At 56.3% G+C, this 23,726-nt stretch carries 19 protein-coding genes; 14 read left to right on the top strand and 5 right to left on the bottom strand.

Going from position 1 to position 23,726, the window contains the following annotated elements; genetic code table 11:
- Window positions 1-122 precede the first annotated feature (122 nt).
- Complete coding sequence (locus HCU74_RS09935) at window positions 123-908, top strand: DUF3014 domain-containing protein (protein WP_168450282.1); 786 nt, start codon at window positions 123-125, stop codon at window positions 906-908.
- Between the two features lie 99 nt (window positions 909-1,007).
- On the opposite strand, the gene HCU74_RS09940 is transcribed toward HCU74_RS09935, so the two are convergent.
- Window positions 1,008-1,892: a MaoC/PaaZ C-terminal domain-containing protein gene (locus HCU74_RS09940; protein WP_168450283.1), complete on the bottom strand. Its 885-nt coding sequence runs from the start codon at window positions 1,890-1,892 to the stop codon at window positions 1,008-1,010.
- 154 nt (window positions 1,893-2,046) lie between these two features.
- On the opposite strand from HCU74_RS09940, the gene HCU74_RS09945 reads away from it, so the two are divergent.
- Window positions 2,047-3,084 (top strand): AraC family transcriptional regulator, encoded by a 1,038-nt coding sequence (locus HCU74_RS09945; RefSeq protein ID WP_168450284.1) that lies wholly within the window; start codon window positions 2,047-2,049, stop codon window positions 3,082-3,084.
- Between the two features lie 36 nt (window positions 3,085-3,120).
- Here HCU74_RS09945 and HCU74_RS09950 read toward each other — a convergent pair whose 3' ends face one another.
- The gene (locus HCU74_RS09950) at window positions 3,121-4,506 is read right to left on the bottom strand and encodes a 3-oxoacyl-ACP reductase (protein WP_168450285.1); all 1,386 of its coding nucleotides are present in this window, start codon (window positions 4,504-4,506) and stop codon (window positions 3,121-3,123) included.
- A 180-nt stretch (window positions 4,507-4,686) separates the two neighbouring features.
- On the opposite strand from HCU74_RS09950, the gene HCU74_RS09955 reads away from it, so the two are divergent.
- Window positions 4,687-5,985 (top strand): acetyl-CoA C-acetyltransferase, encoded by a 1,299-nt coding sequence (locus HCU74_RS09955; RefSeq protein WP_168450286.1) that lies wholly within the window; start codon window positions 4,687-4,689, stop codon window positions 5,983-5,985.
- 40 nt (window positions 5,986-6,025) lie between these two features.
- On the opposite strand, the gene HCU74_RS09960 is transcribed toward HCU74_RS09955, so the two are convergent.
- Window positions 6,026-6,349, bottom strand: coding sequence for a Kazal-type serine protease inhibitor family protein (locus HCU74_RS09960; RefSeq protein WP_168450287.1), 324 nt, complete (start codon window positions 6,347-6,349; stop codon window positions 6,026-6,028).
- 244 nt (window positions 6,350-6,593) lie between these two features.
- Between HCU74_RS09960 and HCU74_RS09965 the strand changes: the two genes are divergently transcribed.
- Window positions 6,594-7,064, top strand: a complete 471-nt coding sequence (locus tag HCU74_RS09965; protein WP_168450288.1) for a Dps family protein — start codon at window positions 6,594-6,596, stop codon at window positions 7,062-7,064.
- A gap of 43 nt (window positions 7,065-7,107) precedes the next feature.
- On the opposite strand, the gene HCU74_RS09970 is transcribed toward HCU74_RS09965, so the two are convergent.
- Complete coding sequence (locus tag HCU74_RS09970) at window positions 7,108-8,247, bottom strand: GGDEF domain-containing protein (protein WP_168450289.1); 1,140 nt, start codon at window positions 8,245-8,247, stop codon at window positions 7,108-7,110.
- A 246-nt stretch (window positions 8,248-8,493) separates the two neighbouring features.
- On the opposite strand from HCU74_RS09970, the gene HCU74_RS09975 reads away from it, so the two are divergent.
- The 6 genes from HCU74_RS09975 to nadA all read left to right on the top strand — a co-directional run bounded on the left by HCU74_RS09975 (window position 8,494) and on the right by nadA (window position 14,799).
- A complete protein-coding gene (locus HCU74_RS09975; protein ID WP_168450290.1) occupies window positions 8,494-10,647 on the top strand; it encodes an FAD-dependent oxidoreductase in 2,154 nt (717 codons plus the stop codon).
- The gene (locus HCU74_RS09980) at window positions 10,647-11,333 is read left to right on the top strand and encodes a TIGR04283 family arsenosugar biosynthesis glycosyltransferase (RefSeq protein ID WP_168450291.1); all 687 of its coding nucleotides are present in this window, start codon (window positions 10,647-10,649) and stop codon (window positions 11,331-11,333) included. The genes HCU74_RS09975 and HCU74_RS09980 overlap by 1 nt, the downstream gene beginning before the upstream one ends.
- Entirely contained in the window at window positions 11,333-12,022 is a 690-nt protein-coding gene (locus HCU74_RS09985; RefSeq protein ID WP_168450292.1) for a TIGR04282 family arsenosugar biosynthesis glycosyltransferase, read from the top strand. Before HCU74_RS09980 ends, HCU74_RS09985 begins: the two co-directional genes overlap by 1 nt.
- Window positions 12,022-12,831: a sterol desaturase family protein gene (locus HCU74_RS09990; RefSeq protein ID WP_168450293.1), complete on the top strand. Its 810-nt coding sequence runs from the start codon at window positions 12,022-12,024 to the stop codon at window positions 12,829-12,831. Before HCU74_RS09985 ends, HCU74_RS09990 begins: the two co-directional genes overlap by 1 nt.
- A gap of 164 nt (window positions 12,832-12,995) precedes the next feature.
- Complete coding sequence (locus HCU74_RS09995; RefSeq protein ID WP_168450294.1) at window positions 12,996-13,622, top strand: TetR family transcriptional regulator; 627 nt, start codon at window positions 12,996-12,998, stop codon at window positions 13,620-13,622.
- 136 nt (window positions 13,623-13,758) lie between these two features.
- Entirely contained in the window at window positions 13,759-14,799 is a 1,041-nt protein-coding gene (gene nadA / locus HCU74_RS10000) for a quinolinate synthase NadA (protein ID WP_168450295.1), read from the top strand.
- A 58-nt stretch (window positions 14,800-14,857) separates the two neighbouring features.
- Here the strand turns inward: nadA and HCU74_RS10005 are convergent, their stop codons facing one another.
- A complete protein-coding gene (locus tag HCU74_RS10005; protein WP_168450296.1) occupies window positions 14,858-16,312 on the bottom strand; it encodes a M48 family metalloprotease in 1,455 nt (484 codons plus the stop codon).
- Between the two features lie 206 nt (window positions 16,313-16,518).
- Here HCU74_RS10005 and HCU74_RS10010 point away from each other — a divergent pair, with 206 nt between their 5' ends.
- From HCU74_RS10010 to aceE, 4 genes are all read left to right on the top strand, one after another.
- The gene (locus tag HCU74_RS10010) at window positions 16,519-16,749 is read left to right on the top strand and encodes a sulfurtransferase TusA family protein (protein ID WP_168450297.1); all 231 of its coding nucleotides are present in this window, start codon (window positions 16,519-16,521) and stop codon (window positions 16,747-16,749) included.
- Window positions 16,750-16,772: 23 nt separating this feature from the next.
- The gene (locus HCU74_RS10015) at window positions 16,773-17,861 is read left to right on the top strand and encodes an AI-2E family transporter (RefSeq protein ID WP_168450298.1); all 1,089 of its coding nucleotides are present in this window, start codon (window positions 16,773-16,775) and stop codon (window positions 17,859-17,861) included.
- Between the two features lie 25 nt (window positions 17,862-17,886).
- Window positions 17,887-20,727 (top strand): insulinase family protein, encoded by a 2,841-nt coding sequence (locus tag HCU74_RS10020; protein ID WP_168450299.1) that lies wholly within the window; start codon window positions 17,887-17,889, stop codon window positions 20,725-20,727.
- A gap of 332 nt (window positions 20,728-21,059) precedes the next feature.
- Window positions 21,060-23,723 carry a pyruvate dehydrogenase (acetyl-transferring), homodimeric type gene (gene aceE / locus HCU74_RS10025; RefSeq protein WP_168450300.1) on the top strand — a complete coding sequence of 888 codons (2,664 nt, stop codon included), beginning with the start codon at window positions 21,060-21,062 and terminating at the stop codon, window positions 23,721-23,723.
- The last annotated feature ends 3 nt before the right edge of the window (window positions 23,724-23,726 follow it).

The raw sequence follows: 23,726 nt of genomic DNA on the forward strand, positions 1-23,726 counted from the left end.
CTTTCCGTCTGTTGCCGCGGGCCTGCGGCAAGGCTACCATTGCTGACTATGTAATCATTTCGTGTGGTGTGTCATAGCTTGGCCGCCGCGTGCGTGTGTTGGCAAACAGACAGGAAAGACAGATGAACTGGAAAATGTTATCAGCAATTGTCGCGGTAGGCGTGCTCGCCGGCGTCGTATGGTTTGTTGTCGAGCGAGCAGGTAACAGCCCGTACAATGACACGAACCTTGCTGAAGCAACGGACCTGGATGACCAGCCGCCGAAAAAACAGGTGAAAGAGACCCTTGCCGTTGAGTCGGAACCCGATTATCAGCAAGAGGCTGCAAAAGCCCCCGAGCCACCCAAGGCCATCGACGGAAGCGATACTCAGCTGCGCGAGGCCGCCGCGGCCTTGTCACCAAAACTTGCCGAATGGGTAAGCCCGGATCATCAAGTGCGCAAATGGGTCGCCCTGATCGATCAGATGGCCGCCTACCGCCTGCCCAGCAAACACCTGCCCGTGGTGTTTAACAAAGAGCCCTTTCTGGCAATCAAAACTGAGCGCGGCCTGATAAACGATCCTGGCAATTTTCGCCGCTGGGACCCGGTGGTGAATACGGTAACCGGCATCGAGCCGAAAAAGCTCGCGATTTATTACAAAAAATGGTCTCCCTTTCTGGAGTCCAGCTATAACGAACTGGGCAACCCCCAGTCATTTGATAACCAGCTTAGAACCACTATTGAGCATTTGTTGATCGTTGAACCCATTCCTGCAGACACCGAGTTGAAACGCCCGAAAGTATTCTACGAATACGCTGACCCGGTGCTGGAGGGGGCAGATCCCCTCAGCAAGTGGTTGTGGCGTCTCGGGCCTGAGAATATGAAGAAATTACAGGCTTGGTTGAAGGAGCTGCAGTCTTACCTCTAGCAGGCGGTGAGTTTCCATTGGCACTGCTCTTTGGCATTAAAAACCGGCATTTATCCTGTAAATGCTGGTTTTTGCGTTGCGAGCAGATAAGTCAACAGCTTACCCGGCCGCCGGTTCAAGAGCCGTAGTGAGACGGCCACTGAGATGGGGCTTGCCCGACGCTTCGTCGCGCAACTCAAAGGAGGTCGCGTCGCCATCGCGCTGGTAGCACAGCAACGTGCGTGCAGGCAGGAACACTGGCGTCTTGAATTCAGCTGTACAGTCGACCTGGTCGGCCTGATCGTGGTCGAGCAGCTTGGCAATACACAGTGCCTTGCTCCACATGCCGTGCACGACCATGCGGCGGAAGCCCAGTAATTTTGCGCTGGGGTTGCTCAGATGAATCGGGTTGAAGTCGCCCGAGGCCACGGCGTATCTGCGAGCGGTAAATTTACTGATGGCTACCGGGTCGCACTGGGCGTATTGGATAGGCGTTGGGCGTTGCCCGGCTTTTTTTCCGCTGCTGCCCTTGCGCCGGGACAGATAACAGCTGATATCTTCCCAGACAAGCTCCTGGTTGATGAACGCCCGGCAAATAAACGTAAATTCCGTGCCGCGGTCGGTGTCGTCGTGGGATTGCAGCTCGGCCTCCATGCGCAGTGTTTCCCCGGCGGTAATACCGCGGTGCTGAATGATGCGGTTACTGAGGTGGACGCAGCCCATTGCCGGAACCGGAAAGTCAGAGGCGGTCATCAGTACCATTTGCAATCTGAATGCTAGAATATGCAAAAAACTGGGAGGCAGGGTATCCCTTTGCGGGTCGAAGCCACAGGCCTTGGCATAGCGCCGCTGTTGATGGCGAGAAACCTGAAAGGTGTCGACCACTACCCGTCGATGGGGAAAGTGGCGATTTCCGCCAGGTACACCTTTGGCGAGTGCGGCTTTGGCCAGCAACGGTGCAAGTGCGGGCATACGCTTGAGTTTTAGTTCCTGAGCTTGGCTCATGCTACTCTATCTCCTTATCGTGGCTGCCCCGCAGTATAATGAACTGTGGCACAAGAGAAATTCGCTGCAGTAACAGGTGGTAACCTGCGCTGCGGCCAACTGGCATCATCGACGGCCAATCACAATTCACTGGTAACAGCAGATAGCGAGTGTAATGAGCGAAACCACGGATAGACCTGTTTCAGAATTAAGCGACTCCAGCTTCCTCGTTCAGCTGGTTTATCCTGCAATTAAGGAAATGGGGCTGGACGTTGAACGCATTGTCAACGAATGCAAAATTTCGCCCACCCTGTTGCAAGATCGCACAGCGCGCTTTCCACACGCGGCCCAGGCTCAGTTCTGGCGGGTGCTTGAAACGGTTTCCGAAGATCCGAACATTGGGCTGCATCTGGCTAATCACGTGCCGGTCTACCGCGGTCAGGTACTGGAGTATTTGTTTCTCAGTAGCCCTAATTTTGGTGAGGGGTTACGGCGCTCGCAAAATTACCAGCGGCTGGTTACCGACGCCATGCAATTCCACCTTCAAACCGGTGAGGAATACTCCCGTTTGATGCTGGATTTTGTCGGTGAGGACTTGCCGGAACAGCGTCATCGTAACGAGTGTTTTCTGCGCTTTCTGCAACGCTATTTTGAGGCGGTGACCGATGGCGCGTTCGCCGCCCACGAGGTCAAGTTTCGGCACGAACTCGTCGGCGATATTGCGGAATACGAGGCGGTGTTTAACTGCCCGGTGAGTTTCGAGCAGGACGAACAGTGCCTGGTCTTTGCCAGTGAAATTCTTGCGACGCCGTCAACCCACGCGGAGCCCGACCTGCTTAAACTGCACGAAAAGGTCGCAAGTAAACAGCTTGAGCGCTTGTCTCGTCAGGATGTGGTGAACGACGTCAAACAGGTTATTGCGGAAATGCTCGAACTGGGACAGCCCAGCCTGGAGAGTGTGTCCGAGCGGCTGAATATGAACGAAAGGGTGCTTCGCTCCAGGTTGACCGAAGCGGGCACCAGTTTTAACCAGGTGCTGGCAGATTACCGTTGCATTCTCGCCAAACGCCTGCTGGCTCGCACGGAAGAAAGTATCAGTGATGTGGTCTACCTAACCGGCTTCTCCGAGCCCAGTACCTTCTACCGGGCATTCAAGCGCTGGACGGGCCTGACGCCGGTAGAGTACCGCCAGAACAAGCAGCAAGGTGATTAGGGCCTGTGAAGAACAGGCCCTGGTTACCAGCGGGGCTTAGGCCCCGAACCACGACTGGCCGCACACCCTCAGGGTATTGCCATTAACACCCCGGGCAGCGGGGTTGCCAAAGAAGGCGATGGCCTCGGCAACATCGAGGGGCAGGCCGCCTTGAGACAGGGAATTGAGGCGACGACCAAACATGCGGGTCATTAACGGAATCGCCGCCGTCATTGCGGTTTCGATAAATCCGGGCGCCACCGCGTTAACCGTAATGCCCTTGGCCTTTAAGGTCTCATCGCGACTCATAAAGTCGACGTAGCCAATAACGCCAGCCTTTGACGCCGCATAGTTGGTTTGCCCGCGCTGGCCGCCTATACCATTCATAGACGACACTCCAACAATGCTGCCGCCATTGCGGATCAGGTCCTGTTGCAGCAGGGCTGAGGTCACCTGCTGGGCGGCGGCGAGATTGATGTTCAGGGTTAATTGCCATTGCTGCTCGCTCATATTGGCAATGGTCTTGTCCCGGGTGACACCGGCGTTGTGTACGATCATATCGATACCGCCGAGGGCCGTTACCGCGTCGCAAATTTTCTGTGTTGCATCCTCACTGGTAATATCGGCGACCAGAGGCTTGCCATTGATTCGCGCCATCACCCTGGCCAGATCTACCTCCATTGGGGCGACGTCGAGACCGACCACTGTGGCACCGTCGCGGGCGAGGGTTTCGGCAATGGCTTCGCCAATCCCCCGAGAAACACCGGTCACCAGGGCGATTTTGCCCGCCAGCGGCTTGTGCCAGTCTACCGTGTCGGTATTGCCAGCAACGCTGATGTTAACCACCTGGCCTGTGATATAGGCTGATTTCGGAGACAGGAAAAAACGCAGTGCAGCGGCCATGTTGGCCTCGGCGCCCTCTGCAACTGTCAACAGTTGGGCGGTGCTGCCCCGGGCGCCGCATTCCTTGGCGAGGGAGCGGCTAAGCCCCTCCAGGGCGCGCTGACTGGCGGCCTGTTCGGCTGTGGCAGCGTGAAGATGGGGGCGACCGAGAATGATAATTCTGCCGCACGGGGCCAATTTCCGAATATTGTTGTGAAAAAAATGATAGGCCTGAACAAGTTGCCTGGCTTCGCTGAAACCGCTGCCGTCAAACACCAGTGCATCGTAGCGCTCGCTGTCGGCTGCGCTGCTGACGCCGTCTCCCAGCTGGGCCTTGGCGGAGTCGGTCAGGCTGCATTGTGCTTCGCCCTGTGCAATGACCGTCGCGGCGCTGTCAAGCAGTTGCGCATTGTCGCTGGCACCCAGCAAGAGCTTGCCAGCGAAAAAAGTATTTTGCTCAGGGCTATAGCGGCGCAACTCGGTGGGCGCGTTGACACCCAGCGCGCCGAGCACTTTTTTGCCGGCATTTGAGTTGATTGCAGCCTCGATTCGATCTGTCACCTTGATTTCTCCTGGTTATAGTGGGCATGGGGAACGGGGAGTGGCCCGGATTGTCCCTATACTACCCGTTACACTGCGACAGGCTATTGACGCGGCAGACGCGGAATCACTGTCGTCTCAGCCAATGTGACAACTACAAGGCTTGCTACACTGGCGCGGCTTATTCATAGAGGAACCATCATGGCGCAATCAATTCAACGCGTAGCAATTATTGGCGGCAACCGCATTCCATTCTGTCGCTCCAATACGGCGTACTTTGGCGCCAGCAACCAGGATATGCTCGGTGCGGCGATAGAAGGGCTGGTGCAACGCTATCAGCTGCAAGGGCTGCAGCTGGGCGAGGTCGCTGCTGGAGCAGTGATGAAACACAGCCGTGATTTTAACCTCACTCGAGAGTCGGTATTGAGCACGTCGTTGAACCCGGCCACACCCTGTTTCGATGTTCAGCAGGCCTGTGGCACCGGCTTGCAGGCCATCAACCTCGTCGCCAATAAAATTGCCCTTGGTCAAATTGACGCCGGAATCGCCGGCGGCGTCGATACCACCTCTGATGCGCCTATTGGGGTCAGTGAGGGATTGCGCAAGATATTGTTGCAGGTCAATAAGGCCCGCAGTCTGGGTGAGCGAGTGAAGCCCTTTGCCAAATTGCGTCCGCGGGATCTCGGCGTGCAAATACCCGTCAATTCCGAGCCGCGCACCGGGTTGTCCATGGGTGAACACACAGAGGTTACCGCGAAACAGTGGCAAATCCCCCGCAACGAGCAGGATGAGCTGGCCTATTTAAGTCATCGCAACCTTGCTGCTGCCTATGACCGCGGCTTTTTCAATGACCTGGTTAGTCCATTTCGCGGCATCAGCAAGGATAATATTCTGCGTCCCGAAACTACCCTTGAAAAGCTGGCGACGCTGAAGCCGGCTTTTGATCGCGACAGCGGGCAGGGCACTCTGACCGCGGGCAATTCGTCTACCCTGACTGATGGCGCCTCAGTGGTGTTGTTGGCCAGCGAAGAGTGGGCAAAGTCCCGTGGCTTGCCGGTGACGGCCTACTTGAGCTTCGTCGAGACCGCCGCTGTAGATTTCTACGGCAAGGACAATGCCGCGTACAAAGAAGGCTTGCTGCTGGCACCGGCCTACGCCGTGCCACGTATGCTGGAGCGCTCGGGCTTGTCGCTGCAGGATTTCGATTTTTACGAAATTCACGAGGCCTTTGCCGCCCAGGTACTAGCTACGCTAAAAGCCTGGGAAGACGAGAGTTTCTGCAAGGACCGGCTCGGTTTGGATCGCCCACTGGGCGCGATTGACCGCACGAAGCTGAATGTCAACGGTAGCTCCCTTGCGGCGGGTCACCCCTTTGCGGCCACCGGTGGCCGCATTGTGGCGACTCTGGCGAAAATGCTTGAAGAAAAGGGCAGTGGCCGAGGGCTGATTTCCATCTGTGCGGCAGGTGGACAGGGGGTCACGGCAATCGTTGAGCGCTAAAGCACGCTCTTGATTCAATCTGCAAACGGTGGCTGAGTGATCAGTCGCCGTTTTTTTGTACCTTGATTTCCCCTTTTCCATATGAGGCACAGTCGCCCTTCTCAAAACCGATTACCTTGCTGTCTGAACAGGCTGAACAGGCGTTGCTGTAGGTTTTGTGATTTGTTGAATTGCAGGGGCTGCGAACGCAGCGTGTGCCGTTGTCAATGTGGCCGCAGACAGGGCGATATTCCCGAGTGCAAAACTCTGGTCGCGGCGTTTCGCAACTGATAAATCCCTCTTCAACCGGGGCCGGTTCGGGGGGTGTTGTACTACAGGCCACGGTCAATAGTGTGAACAGGGCGACAATATACAGGTTCTTCATGGTGTGTCCGGTTTGGGTTTGCTTGGCATCCTACGCCAATTGGGTGCTCTAGCAGAAGTTTTCTGCCATAGCTTTGGTTGATCGTTACGAGCGGTATAATCGATTTTAACTACCTTTTTGGAATCTTTACTCTTATGTCTGTCTACCCCATAGCGGTAAGACGCCGCTCGGTGTGGCCCAGTCCACCCCGCGGCGAAAATAGCAACGCTGGAATTCTATTTAGAACAGCTCCAAGGAGAGACGTATGCAGAAGATAGATATAGGTATCAACGAAGAAAACAGGAACACCATTGCCGACGGCTTGGCTCGTTTGCTGGCGGACTCCTATACCCTGTATCTGCAAACCCACAACTTTCACTGGAATGTCGTCGGGCCGCGCTTTCGCGACCTGCACTTGATGTTTGAAGAGCAGTATACCGAGTTGGCCGCGGCGGTGGACGATATCGCAGAGCGTATTCGAACCCTCGATGTGCCGGCACCCGGTACCTACAAGGCCTTCGCCCAACTGAGTAAAATCGAGGAAGTTGACGGCGTACCTGACGCCGAGGCGATGGTGGATATTCTTACTGTGGGTCACGAGCAGGTGGTGAAGACCTGCCGGGAAGTATTGAAGGTCGCCGGTGACGCGGGCGACGAGTCAACCACCGCTCTGGTGGGAGATCGAATGCGGATACACGAGAAAGCCGCGTGGATGCTGCGGGCGATTAACAAGTGATCCCCGTGTGTCCCGGTGCAGAATTGAGGCCGGGACATATTCGCTATCCGGTCTCGGGCGAGTCGTTGTTCCGATTGAGGCGTTTCGCCCGGTACATATTGTTATCGGCTTTCTTGAGCAGAGTTTCGTAATCGCTGCCATGTTGCGGGTAAATTGCGTAACCGAAGCTTGCGCTCGGCGAATAACGGATACCTTCCAGAATAATCTCGGCGGATAGTGTCCGTTCAAATTCTTCTATTTTTGCCTCGATCACTGCCTCGTCGGCCAGCCCCGGTAGTAATACAGCGAACTCATCGCCGCCAAGGCGGGCAACAATGTCCCGTTGTCGAGTGATGGCCGCAAGTCGTTGCGCAAACCGGGCGAGAACTTCGTCGCCAAAGTGGTGGCCATACTGATCGTTGGCTTGCTTGAATCGATTTAAATCGGAATACAGTACGCAGAATTGTCCGCCTGCAGGGGCCGCATGCTTAATCGCTGAGTTGATGGCGTCGATAAAATAACGGCGGTTCGCCAGTTGAGTGAGACTGTCGTGGTGGGCCTGATAAAAATACCGTTGTTGTTCTTCCAGCACCTGTCCGCGTAGTCGCCGCTGACTGATGTCGTAATACAGTGCAATAAATGCGACGAAGGCATTGGCGGTAAACAGGCTGCCAAATACTACTATATTAAAGCGTTCACCTGGCTGTATTGTCGGTATAGGGTAGTCATGGATGTCGATCCACAGCAGTCCGCTGCCGATGAGGGCGATGATTGTGGTCCAGATGATTCCGCCAAGGGGCCCCAGGCTCAGGGTAGCGAGGGCCGGTATGATGACTGAGCAGACATTAACCGGGGAAAAAATCCCGCCGGTGTGCAGCGACACATAGGTGAGGGTGGCGGTAATTGTCGCAATAAAAATATTGAGTGAAATCTGCCGGCTTCCCAGCAATCGCAGGCTCAGTAACGACGCGGCAACACCTGAAGAGACGCCAAGGGTCAGCGCGGACATCAGGGTGTTCTCGAAGGTGCTCAGTTGCAGCACAAAGGTGTTCAGTAGCAGCACGCAGAGCATGTACAAAAACGTGCCAAGTAGAATGCTCACCAGAAACCGGTGGGTGTAGCGGGTATTTTGCTGTTGTCGCGCGTGGGGAGGAATCCACGTGTCGATGGGAACCAACAGGATTCGTCGTAATATTTCCAGCATCTTGGCCCTGTTCCTTGCCCTCATAATGGCCACCGGAAAAGTAAACCAAGGTGAACCGTGTGTGACTCCCGCCGTGATCCATTGCAGTGCGGGATCATAATACGCTGCCTAAACTGAACATGCTATATACGTAATACTACGGGCTATTTAGCCGCAGACTTTGTAACATTTGCGCAGCATATCCATCCTATTGTAGCCCCGTTTTAGGGCAGCTTCCGGGAAATACTCGACTCAGGTGTACAGACTATGGCGAAAAAATGGGGACTTGTTGCGGCGCTGGTACTGCTTGTCGCGTTGTTTTTTTTCTCCGGCGCAGCGCAATTTCTCGACCTATCGTCACTAAAGGCCCTTCGTGGCGAATTTGCGCAGTGGCAATTGGCTCATCCCGGTTTATTTCTGGCGGCTTTTTTCCTGTGTTATGTCGCGGTTACCGCGCTGTCTCTGCCCGGAGCGGTAATACTTACACTGGGGGCCGGCGCCTTTTTTGGTCTGTCCCAGGGGTTTTTGGTGGCGTCTTTCGCGTCGACTCTCGGTGCGTGTTGCGCCTTTCTGTGCGCCCGCTTTATTGCTCGCGACTGGGTCGCCCAGCGGTTTTCCTCCAGCTTGAAGAAGATTGATCAGGGCATAGCTCGGGAGGGAGCGCTGTATCTGTTCTCGTTGCGCCTCGTGCCGCTGTTCCCGTTTTTCCTTATCAACCTTGTGATGGGCTTGACCAATATGCCGCTGCGTCGGTTTTATTGGGTGAGCCAACTGGGCATGGTGCCTGGGACACTGGTGTATGTTAACGCCGGACGGAGCCTGTCTGAAATTGATGGTCTGTCCGGCATTTTGTCGCCGGGTTTGATTGCTTCCTTCGTTATGCTCGGCATTTTTCCTTTGCTGGCCAAGCGTATTGTCGAGGCATTAAAGCGTCGCCGTGTCTACAAAGGGTGGTCGCGGCCTCAACGCTTTGACCGTAATTTGCTGGTGATTGGCGGCGGTGCGGCGGGATTGGTCAGTGCCTACATTGGGGCAACAGTGCGCGCGAAGGTCACCCTCGTCGAAGCCGGCGCAATGGGAGGCGATTGCCTCAATACCGGCTGTGTGCCCAGCAAGGCGTTGATAAAAGCCGCCAGCGTAGTTCATCAATACCGCCGGGCCGAGCGCTACGGATTACAGGTCGGTGGCAGCGTTGATCTACCCCGGGTGATGGAGCGGGTAAGGCGGGCCATTGCCGACATCGAGCCCCATGATAGCGTCGAGCGGTATACCGGGCTGGGGGTGGATGTTGTACAAGGGTACGCACGCTTGGTCGATCCGTGGACGGTTGAGATTCGACGGCAGAATGGCGAGCTGCAACGCTTGACGGCGGCCTCTGTGGTGATAGCCAGTGGAGCTGAGCCTGTCGTGCCGCCGCTGCCGGGGCTGGAAACGGCGCCTTTTGTCACCAGCGAAACCCTGTGGCAGCGCCTGGAGAGTTATGCCAAAGCGCCGGAAAGGGTAGTGGTGCTCGGTGGCGGCCCGATTGGCTGTGAACTGTCGCAGGCGCTGCAACGGTTGGGCAGCGCGGTGGTTCAGGTGGAAATGGCACCCCGGCTGCTGCTCAGGGAGGATGCCGAGGTGTCGGCGTTTGCCGAACACTGTTTGCGCCGGGAAGGGGTCGAAGTTCTGACCAACACCCCGGCGTTGCGCTGCGAATTTAATGACGCCGAGCACTGCCTGGTGGTGGACGACTCAGTGGCGGGTGAGCGGACGATCCCCTTTGACTTACTGGTGTGCGCCGTGGGCCGACGTCCTCGGCTACGTGGTTTCGGTCTGGAAGAGCTGGGGGTGCCTGCGCACAGTGCTCTGGAAACCAATCAATATTTGCAAACCCGCTTTCCCCATATCTATGCGGCCGGTGATGTGGCCGGACCCTATCAGTTCACCCACGTCGCCGCCCACCAGGCGTGGTATGCCAGTGTGAATGCACTGTTCGGGCGGTTTAAACGCTTTGCTGTGGACTACCGGGTCATTCCTGCGGTGACCTATCTCGACCCTGAAATTGCGCGGGTTGGCCTGAACGAGGCCGAGGCTGGCGAGCAGGGCATTGCTTATGATGTGACGCGCTATGATATCGCCGACCTGGATAGAGCGCTGTGTGATGATCGGGCAGAGGGCTTTGTTAAAATCCTTACTTCGCCGGGGCGCGATCGCATACTGGGTGTGACCATTGTCGGCGCCAATGCAGGGGAGCTGCTGGCTGAATATGTGCTGGCGATGAAGCACGGCCTTGGGCTGGGCAAGGTGCTGGCGACCATTCACAGCTACCCCACCTACAGCGAGGCCAATAAATATGCGGCGGGGGAATGGCGTAAAGCCCGGCAGCCCGAGCGACTACTGGGATGGTTGCAGCGTTACTTTAGCTGGCGATTGAAGTAATGCTGTCGCCACAGCTGAGTATCGTTATCCCGGTCCGCAATGAAATCGTTCTGCTTGGCGAGATGCTCGAACACTATCGCGACCTTGCTTCCTGCCCGGCGCAGGTGGAGTTGTTGTTCGTCGATGGTGAAAGCCGGGATGGCAGTCATGAATACTTACAGGACCGGGGTTTTCGTGTGCTGAGCTCGACCCCGGGGCGAGCGCGCCAAATGAATGCCGGGGCGGCGGCCGCGAAGGGAAAAATGCTGCTCTTTCTGCATGCGGATACCGTGTTGCCCGAGACTGCGGTACCGGCGCTGCTCAATATTGCCCGCAGTTCGACACTCTGGGGGCGCTTTGATGTTATTGTCGAAGGCACAGGGGTAATGTTCAGTATTATCGGTGCAATGATGAACCTGCGTTCCCGGCTTAGCGGCGTCGCGACGGGGGATATGGGCATGTTTGTCAGGCGTGAGTTGTTTCTTCAGTTGGGTGGCTTTCCCGACCTGCCACTGATGGAAGATATTGCACTGTCAAAAATACTTCGCCGCCAGGCCCGGCCACATTGCCTCAAACCGCCGCTGACTACCTCCGGGCGGCGCTGGCAGCAAAGGGGGATTTGGCGGACGATTTTCCTGATGTGGCGGTTGCGCTTTTATTATTTTATCGGTGTTTCCCCTGCGCGACTGGCTGAGTGGTACCGCTGATGCCGCGCCCAGAGCCAGACTCGCCTCTTTCCTGTGCGTTGTGTGTTATGGCCAAGGCGCCGCTGCCAGGGTTGGCGAAAACCCGTCTGGCGCCGGTGCTGGGTAGTACAGGCGCTGCAGAGTTCGCCAAACACCTGGTGTTGCATACTCAGGAGATTTGCCGGCAACTAGCGGGAGAGATCGATACGCAGTGGTGCCTCAGCCCTGAGCCTTATGATCCGTCGTGGAGAGCGAGTGGTCTGGTATTCACCGTCAGTCGTGGTCAGGGCGACGGCGACCTCGGTCAGCGTATGGGCCGGATCGCCAGGGACATCCTCGAGGGATACGATGCGGTCATGCTAATCGGCTGCGATTGCCCATCGTTAAGCCCCGACCACCTTCGCCAGGCGGTGGCGGCGCTGCAACAGTACGACAGTGTCATGATTCCCGCGTTGGACGGCGGTTATGTCCTGCTGGGGCTGCGGAAATACACCGCTGAAGTATTCCGTGACATTAATTGGGGAAGTGAGCACGTCGCAGCGCAAACGCGCACCGCCCTGCACAAAGCGGGCCTGGAGTGGGTCGAGCTGCCACCTTTGCGGGACATCGACGATGCCGGCGATCTTCCTCACCTGCCGGAGTCTTTGATCCAACAGCTCCCGCCAGCGCAGCAGCAGACTATTCAACGGCTTGAAAGCAAGGGGGGCTGATGCCGGATTACGGGGTTGATGGTCTCGACAGTGATACGCTGCGGGCGCTTATATTTTCTGCAACCTTGGCAGTGCTGGTGGCCGCCGAGTATGTGGCGCCGCATCGTCCACAGCAGCGACGGCAACGCTGGCGGGTCAACAGTTTGATGCTACTGGCTGGCAATCTGTTAGCGCGGCTTGCTCTACCGCTAACGGCGGTGGGCGCGGCGGCGCTGGCCGCAGAGAACCAGTGGGGCATGTTGACACTGACGTCATTCCCCGACTACCTTGTAATTATGGCAAGTGTTGCAGTGCTTGATATTACGATTTACTGGCAGCATCGCTTGTTTCATCAGTTACCCGTACTGTGGCGTCTACACCGCGTCCATCACGGTGACAGGGAGGTCGACGTAACCACGGGGATACGGTTTCATCCCGCTGAGATTGTGTTGTCAATGGTGGTAAAAATTGCGGTGATTATCGCGCTGGGTGTACCGGTTGTCGCGGTAATGATATTTGAGGTGTTGCTGAGCAGCTGTGCGCTGTTCAATCACAGCAATATTCGGCTGCCTGACTCGATTGAGTCACTATTGAGGAAAATACTGATTACACCAAGCTTGCACCGGGTTCACCATTCCTGTGTTCGCGTAGAAACCAACAGCAACTATGGCTTCAGTGTGCCGTGGTGGGATCGCCTGTTTGGCAGTTATTGTGGTACGCCAGGGGCGGGTGAAGAGGGCTTGGTGCTGGGGTTGGGTGCCGATGAGCGCCGCCTGCCCGTGACCTTGTTTGGATTGCTATGCGATCCATTCAGTCGGAGTCAGGAATAGGCCAGACACAGGGCTGCTTGCCAGCCAGGAGACTTTGCACGACGGCAGAGAACGATTTTTAGGCAATGCCTTGAGGCGAGGCCCGACACCCGGTTTCACTAACTCGGTGGCGGCGGCGACACAGGGATTACTGGCAGGACATGGAACTCAGGGAGAGTAATACAGTGGCAAGACCGCGCGTTAGAGGACGATTACTGGATGCTGCCTACGAACTGTTGTGCGAAGGTGGTGTATCGCTTTTAACCACCCGGGGAGTCGCGGCAAAGGCCGGCACCACCGAAGCCAGTGTATTTAACAATTTTGGTGACAAGAATGGTTTGCTCAAGGCCTTGATCGCCGAGCGCCTGCCCCAGGTCATCGCCGTACACAATGAGGTCAATCGCCCGGACACCAGTGATTTGACGAGCTGGGTCAGCGATGTTCTGAGCGCGGCTGAAGATTTCTATATCGTGGTCGTGCCGCTGTCCGCGCCAATCTGGGCGACGGGACATCGCTTGCTAAGCGACGAAAATGAGCGGGAAAGTCTGTTTCCACTTCACGCTGCACTGACACTTCGCTTGCGGGTGTTGCAACATTCAGGCGTAGTGAGCGAAGGCTTCCAGGCGGAATCTACCGCGACACTGCTGCTGGGTGCGGCACTGCACAATGCCTTGAACTATATCGCGCTGTTCGGTGGAGAAGGGCGCTATATGGCGGAGGATGATCTGGCAGTGATTCATAACGACCCTGTGCGCAGCCTGCACAAGCGTGCACTGGTGGAGTCTTTGGTGCGTTTGATTCGAGCTGAATAAGCCGCTTGCCGGGTTACCGCTGCCGTTTTGTCACTCGCCGCAGGGGAAATTTCGACGGGCTGCCGGTTTTTCTGGCCGAAAACCGCATTTTTTTGTAAAATTGCCGCCCTTTTCCTCTCGATATGGAGCCGTAGTTTTGACTGAACAGGTCATCGCTCAAGAGCTGGTGCGCGAACATCTCGCGAAATTACATTCCCCGACTCAGCGCCCCGCCGAAGAACGGGAGGCCCTCCGCGAACGCATTAAAGCCTTGTTAAAGGCGAAAAATGCGGTGCTGGTCGCCCATTACTATACCGACCCCGAATTACAGGCGCTGGCGGAAGAAACAGGCGGTTGCGTCTCTGATTCGCTGGAAATGGCCCGCTTCGGCCGGGATCATCCCGCATCGACACTGGTTGTAGCCGGGGTTAAATTCATGGGCGAAACCGCCAAGATCCTGTCGCCGGAAAAGACTGTGCATATGCCCACCCTGGAGGCAACCTGCTCGTTGGATATTGGCTGTCCGGCGGATGAGTTTGCCGCTTTTTGCGATCAGCACCCCGACCGCACAGTAGTGGTGTATGCCAATACCTCTGCGGCGGTAAAAGCCCGCGCCGACTGGGTGGTGACCTCCAGCATTGCCCTTGATGTGGTGGATTACCTGGACAGCGAGGGGCAGAAAATTCTCTGGGCACCCGACAAACATCTGGGTGACTATGTTCGCCGCGAGACCGGTGCTGATGTTCTGCTGTGGGACGGTGCCTGTATCGTTCATGAGGAATTCAAGGCGCAGGGGATTCTCGATCTGAAAAAGGTCTATCCCGATGCCGCAGTACTGGTCCACCCGGAATCGCCTGAAAGCGTTGTTGCCTTGGCCGATGTGGTGGGTTCAACCACGCAGATTATCAATGCCGCCAGAGATCTTCCCAATAAGCAGATGATTGTGGCGACTGACCAGGGCATATTCTACAAGCTGCAACAGACCGTGCCCGACAAGGAGTTTTTGATTGCACCTACGGCGGGTAGCGGCGCGACCTGCCGCAGCTGTGCGAACTGTCCGTGGATGGCAATGAACGCATTGGAAAATCTGGCTGAAGTTCTGGAGCATGGTGGCAACGAAATTGTCGTCGATCCTGATCTTGGCGAGAAGGCGATGAAACCTCTTGTTCGAATGCTGGACTTCGCCGCTCGGCGTTAACTCCCCCGCCTCCTGCAGTACCCGCTGATGCGGGCACTGCAGCGATGGCTTCACGGGCCTACTTGAATTCTTCCAGTTTTTTGCGCATATCGTCGATCTCACGCAGGCGCTGCTTGATCTTGCCCTGTAAAAACGCGTTGTTCCCGGTGAGGGGGTAGGCGTACTGCAACTGGCTTTTCGCTCGATCAAATTGGGCGTTCAAGTAGAAATATTCCGCTCTCGCCATATGGACGCCGAGGATATTCCCCGCCAGCCCCCTGATCTCCGCCAGCTGATACCACAGCGCGGGGTCGGTGGGGCGCCGCTCACTGTGGGCACTGAGCACGGTGTCGGCTTCTTTATAGCGACCACTTTTCTCCAGCACATAGGCCAGTTGCATGGTGAGGGGATGGTTGCCAGGGCTAAGATCCAGCTCTTCCCGAAGCACCGCAATGGCCTGGGCGGTTTTTTTCTGGCCCAATAAAATATCGGAATGGGCAATGGTGTAGGCGATGCGGCCCGGGTCTTCGCGCAGCAGGTCAGCGAGCTGCTTTTCCGCTTCGTCCCAGCGCTCCAGTTCAATCAGCGCAATCACAATACCGTAGCGGCGCGCCTCGCCGTTGGCGCCTGTCGCCCGCTGCCATTTGATCAGCTGGTTTTCCGGCTCTTTGGCATGGTGCAGTTCCGCTCGCATTTTCATCAGCTGAAAGTTCAGGCTGTCGGTGTAGACCTTGCGCTGGTACTGGCGAGCCCGGTTTTTGCTGTCGCTGATGCGGCTTTCCGTCAGTGGGTGAGTCAGCAGGAATTCCGGTGGTTTCGACCGCGCATAACGCAGGTTTTTGTTCATGTTCTCAAACATGGCGGGAATGCCCGCGGGATCCATATCGGCCCGGGCAAGGGTTTCCATGCCAACGCGGTCGGCTTCCTTTTCGTGCTCACGACTGAAACGCAAACGGTTATCCAATGCCGCGGCCTGGGTCGCGGTAATGGCGGCGATTCCGGCATCTGCCCCGGCGGTGGCGGCGATAATAATCCCGGCGAGCATACCCGCAAGGCTGGGAATGGCGCTTTCCCTGGCTTTGTCGATGGAACGATTGAAGTGACGCTGGCTCAGGTGTCCCAGTTCGTGGGCCAGCACACCGGCAAATTGTGCCTCGTTGTCGCTGAACAGGAACAGACCACTGTGAATGCCTATCACCCCGCCGGGCACAGCAAAGGCGTTTATGGTTTCATTATCGACGATAACGGTGTCCAGACGATGATCTTTCAGGTCGCTGTGCACTGCCAGATTGTACAGGGTCGATTCCAGGTAGGACTGCAGCAGTGGATCGCTGAGTGTTTGTACCTGGGTGCGGAACATTTTCAGCCACATACGCCCCAGCTCATATTCCTGTTGGCTGGAGTAGTGTGAGGCACTGACTTCGCCCAACTCAGGCAGATTGACCTCGGCATTGCGAGGCGCTGCGCTGATAAAAGGGGAGGCTGCGGCACACAGCAATGTGAATGTTATTGCAAAACGGGAACGTCCTAACACCTTGGGTCCTTTTATTTCTGCCGAACTGAGCCGCCATCAGCGGGGGTTCGCAATTATGGGCCGTGGATTATCATACAAGACCTCGCAGTCTAAGACCTAGTAAAGCCCAAAAAGTGCGGCTGTGGCCGCTGACATTGCGCGTTCGGCATTCCAGTGTCGTCGCGCAGCGCGATATACTGCGCCCATCGGTTGTTAATGGATGGCTTATGAGTGATATTGATGTGCGTGTGGACGCCTGCGGGTTGGATTGTCCGCTGCCGTTGTTAAAAGCGAAACAGGCGTTGAACCGGATGGCCAAGGGAGAGGTCTTAGAGCTGCTGGCCACGGATGCGGGCTCCCAACGCGACTTTACGGTGTTTGCTCAGCAAAGCGGCAACCCCTTGTTGCTGCAGGAAGAAAGCGACGGAGTATTCCGTTACCTGCTCAAAAAAAACTAGGCAACTCAATCAGGAACAGCAGCATGCTGGGAATTCTTCGCAAATGGTTCGACCGGGTCTTCGCTGAAGAAGAAACGGTGGTTTTGCTATTGCTTATCGCAGGGTGCCTGTTGCTCCTGCTTACCATAGGTAATGTTCTGATCCCGCTGATGGCCAGTGTGGTACTGGCATTCATGATGCAGGGCATCGTCGTGCGCCTGGAAAACCTCGGAGCGCGGCGCTGGGTGGGAATTGCCGTGGGCTATGGGGTCTTCCTGTTCTTCTTCCTGGGGTTTCTGGTACTGCTGATGCCGCTGGTGTGGCAACAGCTTATCAACCTGATCCAGGAACTGCCCATTATGCTGCGCAAGCTTCAGCATGCGCTGCTGGTATTGCCGGAGCGTTCGGAATTCTTTACCGAAACCCAGATCAGAGAGTGGATGGCCCTGGCCAGCAAGGAGCTTGGCTCATTGGGTCAATACCTGCTCTCATTCTCACTGGCCCAACTGCCCAATTTGCTCGGCGTGCTGATTAATATCGTGCTGATTCCGATATTGGTGTTTTTCTTCCTGAAGGACAAAGAGAAAATCCTTGGCTGGCTGGCGAGCTTTCTGCCCCGTCGACGCAAGCTGCTTACCTCCGTGTGGCTGGAGATGAACGACCAGGTGGCCAATTATGTGCGCGGCAAGGCAATAGAAATCGTGATTGTCGGCGCCGGGTCCTACATCGCGTTTTCCATTATGTCCCTCAACTATGCCGCGCTGTTAGCCCTGGCCGTCGGCTTGTCGGTGGTCATTCCCTTTATCGGCGCGGCGGTGGTAACGGTGCCGGTATTGCTGGTGGGTTTTCTTCAGTGGGGCTGGGGCGGTGAGTTTTTTACCCTGTTTATCGTTTACAGCATTATCCAGGCCCTGGACGGCAACGTGCTGGTGCCTCTGCTGTTTTCGGAAGCCGTGAATATGCACCCGGTTGCGATAATTGCCGCAGTGTTGGTATTTGGTGGTATATGGGGCTTGTGGGGTGTGTTCTTCGCGATTCCCCTGGCTACCCTGGTCAAGGCGATACTTTATGCCTGGCCGCGCCCGCCCCTCGATGGCGTGGGTGACGACGACAGCCTGGCAGAGCAGGGCTGATAATTTCTGTAAAAAAGGATTGGATGTGCAGTATTTGAAATCGTGTTCGGTGGTGGTGACCCTGTGCTTGCTGGTGGCTTGTGCCTCGGTCACTGGTGGCTCAGGTGGCAGCGTAATTGTCTCGGAAACGGACCCCCGGGCTTTCAGATATCTACAATTGGACAATGGCCTGAAAGTGCTGCTGGTGTCAGACCCCGGCGCAGACAAGGCGGGGGCCTCGCTGGATGTCCACGTTGGCAGCCGCCAGGACCCCAAAAACTACCAGGGCCTTGCTCATTTCCTTGAGCACATGTTGTTCCTGGGTACAGAAAAATACCCCAATGCCGGTGATTACCAGGCTTTTATCAGCGCTAATGGTGGACAGCATAACGCCTTCACCAGCTTTGAACACACCAATTATTTTTTCGATATCAGCGCCGGAGCGCTGGAGCCCGCGCTGGACCAGTTTGCCCAGTTCTTTATTGCCCCCCTGTTCAATGCCGAATACGTGCAGCGGGAAGTCAATGCGGTGAACTCAGAGTATTTGTCGCGGCTGCGGGATGATCCTCGCAGAGAGCTGGCCGTCGTCAAGTCCCAGATTAACCCCCAACATCCCTTCAGCAAATTCTCAGTAGGCAATCTTGAAACCTTGCAGGCTGATCGCGAGGCGGAATTACGTGCCCAGTTGGTTGAGTTTTACCAGCGTTATTACTCGGCGAATATTATGGCGCTTACGGTAGTGGGGCGCGAGTCCCTCGATGACCTGCAGGATATGGTCGCCAGCCGATTCGGAGAGATCACGAACCGCGGCACCCGTCTCGAACCGATCAGCACCGAGATTTTCAGTGCAGACAGCCTGCCGCGCTGGGTCAATATTGACCCCATTCAACAGCAGCGCAGCTTGTCGATTCAGTTCGCCGTGCCGGACGCCACCAGCCACTGGCGCAGCAAGCCACTGGCCTATATCGGTAATCTTCTGGGTCACGAAGGGCACGGTAGCCTGCTGTCCGAGTTGAAGTCCCGGGGTTGGGCCGAGGGGCTGAGTGCGGGGCAAAGTCTGGACTTTCAGGGACAGGCAATGTTCGGTGTCGATATTCAGTTAACCGAGCAAGGTGTCGCGCAGGTTGATGACGTGGTCGCCCTGTTATTTGAGGCGATTGAGCTGATTCGACGCGAGGGCGTGGAACAATGGCGGTTTGATGAGCAGAGCCAGCTCGCGGCGCAGCAGTTCCGTTTTCGTACCCAGCGCGGCCTGACCCAGGAGCTGATACATATGTCTTCAGCACTGCAAAAATACCCACCGGCTGAAGTGTTGCGCGGCGATTATCGAATGGACGTGTACCAGCCTGAGCTGTTGCTCACCTATTTGTCATTGATGACCATCGATCGCGCTTTTATGACCCTTACCGCACCGGGCCTCAAGGTAGATCAGCACATCGCGCGCTATAACGTGGATTATGGTTTGCGGCCAGTCAGTGCCGAACTTCGCAGGCGCTGGCAAAGTGCGGATGAACACGGTTTGGCACTCCCTGCGGCCAATGGTTTTATCGCCAGTGATTTCAGTCTGGTAGCGGCAGAGAACGATGACGGCAAGCCGCGACGCCTTGATAGCGTTGACGGTGTGGAGTTGTGGCTGCACACGGACGACCGTTTTGAGGTGCCCAAGGCGCGCAGCTACATTCTTCTGGCCAGCCCCAGCGCGGTAGACGGTGCCTACAATCGCGCAAAAACAGAATTATGGCTAAGCATGGTCAAGGACCAGCTTAACGAATTGACCTATACCGCCCAACTGGCCGGATTGAGCTACAGCTTGCGCAGCAACTGGCGCGGGATTGAAATAAGCTTGGGTGGCTATAATCAGACTCAGGCGAAGTTGTTAAGGGAAGTGCTGACTGTCTTGCGCGCGCCGGAGTGGGATGAAGAGCGATTTTCACGCCTGCAAAACCAGGCAATTCGCGAGTTGGAAAACCACAACAAAAAGGCACCCTACCAGCAGTTGTATGCGGAATTACCTCGTCTGTTGCAGCGCGCGGAGCCGGGCGTGGAAGACAGCATCGAAGCGCTGAGGCAAGTGGTACTGAGCGATCTGTCGAGCCATGTTGCCAAGGTTGTTGGCGACTTCCGCTATCAGATCCTCGTTGACGGTAACGTCAATGAGGCAGACGCCCAGGGCTTGACGGCAATCGCGGTGGCGGCATTGGCACCCGCTAAGTCGGGGTCACTCGCCGATCAGGAGATTGTCAAGCTGACGCCCCGGCAACGTCGCTTTCCGCTGCAGGCCGAACACGATGATGCCGCCGCGCTGTGGTATATCCAGGCCCCGAAGCAGGGAAAGCTCGACCGGGTTGCCCTCGGCCTCGCGGGACAAATAATGAGCGCGGATTTTTACCACCAACTCCGCACCGAAAAACAACTGGGCTATATTGTTAATGCGGGGGTTTACCCTATCCGCGATGTGGGTGGCCTGGTGTTTATTGTGCAGTCGCCGGTGTTGGATGCTGCGGGCTTGCAGCGGGAAATCAACGGTTACCTCGAAAATTGGCTTGCGCAGGGAGTGAGCGAAGACAGTTTCGCCATGCACAAGGCCAGCTTGTTGGCCAAGTTGGCAGAACAGCCGGAAAATCTGTGGGACGCGGCCGATCGTCACTGGCGGGACCTGCTTGAAGGCTATGACCGTTTCGATAGTCGGGAGCAATTAAGTGCGGCGTTGGAGTCGCTGGACCTTGCCACCTGGCAGTCGAGGGTGAATGAGACATTAGAACCGTCGCAGCGGCGGGGGGTGTTTGTTTACCACACCGGGCGCTGGCCCGAAGCCCAGCCGACGGGGGTGCTGGTACGCAGCCATGGAGAATTCAAGGCAACGCTCCCGGTTTATCGCTTTCAGTAGCAGGGTGTCGTTGCTAAGCCCCTGTTTTTATAGGGATGCCTTGTTTTATTTATTATAAAAATAGTAGGATTTTCTTGATTTATAGTGGCGGCGCTGCGAGAATCTACCCGCCGCTATCGACCGCAAACCGGAGGAGGCGGCGAATAACCCATAATCGCTCACCGCATTGCTCACAAGGCTGTGTGGCGAGCTCTCGGCCAGGTGATCACCGTCACATACAGGCAATCAACGTGAGTCGGTCAGTTACGCCGACAGCGCCAGTTGACAGCGGTACACATTCGAGCGCAAAGCTCGCTGGTCCAGGCAGCCCACGAAAAGACTAAGGACTGTGTATGTACCAAGACCCTGATTTTCGCGAAGATCTCGACCCCCAGGAAACCCAGGAATGGCTTGAAGCCCTCGACGGCGTGTTAAGCAACGCCGGGCGAGCTCGCGCGGCCTTCCTGATGAAGCGGCTGGCAAAACACGCTACTCGCCACGGCACTGAGCTTCCCGCCGCTATCACCACCTCATTTCGCAATACCATTGAACCCCGCGACGAAAAACGGATGCCGGGTGATTTGTTTATGGAGCGTAAAATTCGCTCCCTGATCCGCTGGAACGCACTGGCAATGGTGATGCGGGCAAACGACAACGACGATGCGTTGGGTGGGCACATTTCGAGTTTTTCTTCCTCGGCCACGCTCTACGATGTCGGGTTCAACTATTTTTTCCGCGGCGGTGACAAAGCCGATCTGATTTACTACCAGGGACACAGCTCGCCGGGAATGTATGCCAGGTCTTACCTGGAAGGGCGTCTGGACGAAAACCAATTGGATAGCTTCCGCCGCGAAGTCGATGGCGACGGTCTGTCGTCCTACCCTCATCCCTGGCTGATGCCCGACTACTGGCAGTTCCCCACCGTGAGCATGGGGCTGGGGCCGATACAGGCGATATACCAGGCCCACGTGATGAAATATCAGCAAAGCCGCGGCCTGGTCGATCACGGTGACCGTAAAGTGTGGTGCTTTATGGGCGACGGCGAGTGCGATGAGCCTGAATCGCTGGGCTCCATTGCGCTGGCCGGACGTGAAGAACTCGATAACCTGATTTTTGTTATTAACTGTAACCTGCAACGGCTGGATGGGCCGGTGCGCGGTAACGGCAAAATTATCCAGGAGCTGGAAGGCGTGTTCCGTGGTGCCGGCTGGAACGTCGTCAAGGTGGTCTGGGGGCGGCACTGGGACCAGTTACTGGAAAAAGACAAAACCGGCCTTCTGCGCCGCCGCATGAATGAAGTCGTGGATGGTGAGCTGCAAAATTACAAGGCCAATGGTGGGGCTTACACTCGCAAACACTTCTTTGGGAAGTACCCGGAGCTGCTTGAGCTGGTCAAAGACCTGTCCGACGACGACATTATGTATCTCAACCGTGGCGGGCACGATCCCTATAAGGTCTACGCGGCTTACGCCAACGCGGTGGAAACCAAGGGGCGCCCTACAGTGGTGCTGGCGATGACCGTCAAGGGCTATGGCCTGGGTGAGGGCGGCGAGGCGCAAAATGAAGCGCACTCGGTGAAGAAGCTCGACCTGGATGAATTGAAAAAATTCCGTGACCGCTTTGGCGTGCCGATTACCGACGATGAATTGAAGTCGGTTCCCTACTATCGTCCACCCGCCGATAGTCCGGAAATGGTGTATATGCGCAAGCGTCGGGAAAGCCTCGGCGGTTACCTTCCCGCCAGACAGGCGGACTTCGATGCACTGGCAGTGCCGCCCCTGTCCAAATTCGACGCCCAGCTGAAAAATACCGGCAAGCGGGAAATTTCCACCACCATGGCTTTTGTGCGAATGTTATCGACTCTGGTCAAGGACAAGGAAATTGGGCAACGTATCGTCCCTATCGTGCCGGATGAGGCGCGCACCTTTGGCATGGAGGGCATGTTCCGTCAGTTGGGTATCTATTCCTCCCAGGGCCAGCGTTACACTCCCCATGACTCCGACCAGATCATGTATTACAAGGAGGAAAAGGACGGGCAGATTCTGGAAGAGGGCATTACTGAGTCAGGCGCCTTTTCCGCCTGGTTGGCTGCAGCAACTTCCTACGCCAACCACCGCTACCCGATGGTGCCTTTCTATATTTTCTATTCCATGTTTGGATTCCAGCGTGTCATGGATCTCACCTGGGCAGCGGGTGACTCCCAGGCGCGAGGATTTTTGCTGGGGGCGACCTCAGGTCGTACTACCCTCAACGGTGAGGGCCTGCAACATCAGGACGGCCACAGCCACCTGATGGCAAATATGATTCCCAACTGTGTGTCCTATGACCCCACTTATTCCTACGAATTGGCGGTCATTATTCAGGACGGTATGCGCCGGATGTACGACGAGAAGGAGAATGTCTTTTACTACGTGACGGTGATGAATGAAAACTACTATCACCCGGACATGCCGGAAGGCTGCGAAGAGGGGATTATCAAAGGGCTATACTGCCTGCGCCCCAGTGCTGTGAAAAAGCCGAAGCTGAAAGTGCAGCTATTGGGCAGCGGCACCATTCTCAGAGAAGTGGAAGCCGCCGCCGAATTACTGAAAGCCGATTTCAAGGTCGAGGCCGATATCTGGAGCGCAACCAGTATCAACCAGCTGCGCCGCGAGGGTATGGAATGCGATCGCTGGAATCTGCTGCACCCTGAAGACGAGCCCCGCCAGCCCTATGTGAGTGAAATGCTTAACACTCAGGACGTGCCGGTGATCTGCGCGACTGACTATGTGAAGGGATACGGCGAGCAGCTGCGTCCTCATATCAATGCGCGTTACGTGGTTTTGGGCACCGACGGCTATGGGCGCTCGGATACCCGCAGCAAACTGCGCTCTCACTTTGAAGTCGATCGTTTTTATATTGCACTGGCAGCGCTGAAGGCACTGGCTGATGACGGCAAAATCGCCGCCAGCGAGGTGAGCAAGGCGTTGACACAATATGATATCGATCCCGAAAAAATCAGCCCACTGTATCGTTAAGCA

The sequence above is a fragment of the Spongiibacter thalassae genome (assembly GCF_012272835.1).
Lineage (GTDB): Bacteria > Pseudomonadota > Gammaproteobacteria > Pseudomonadales > Spongiibacteraceae > Spongiibacter > Spongiibacter thalassae.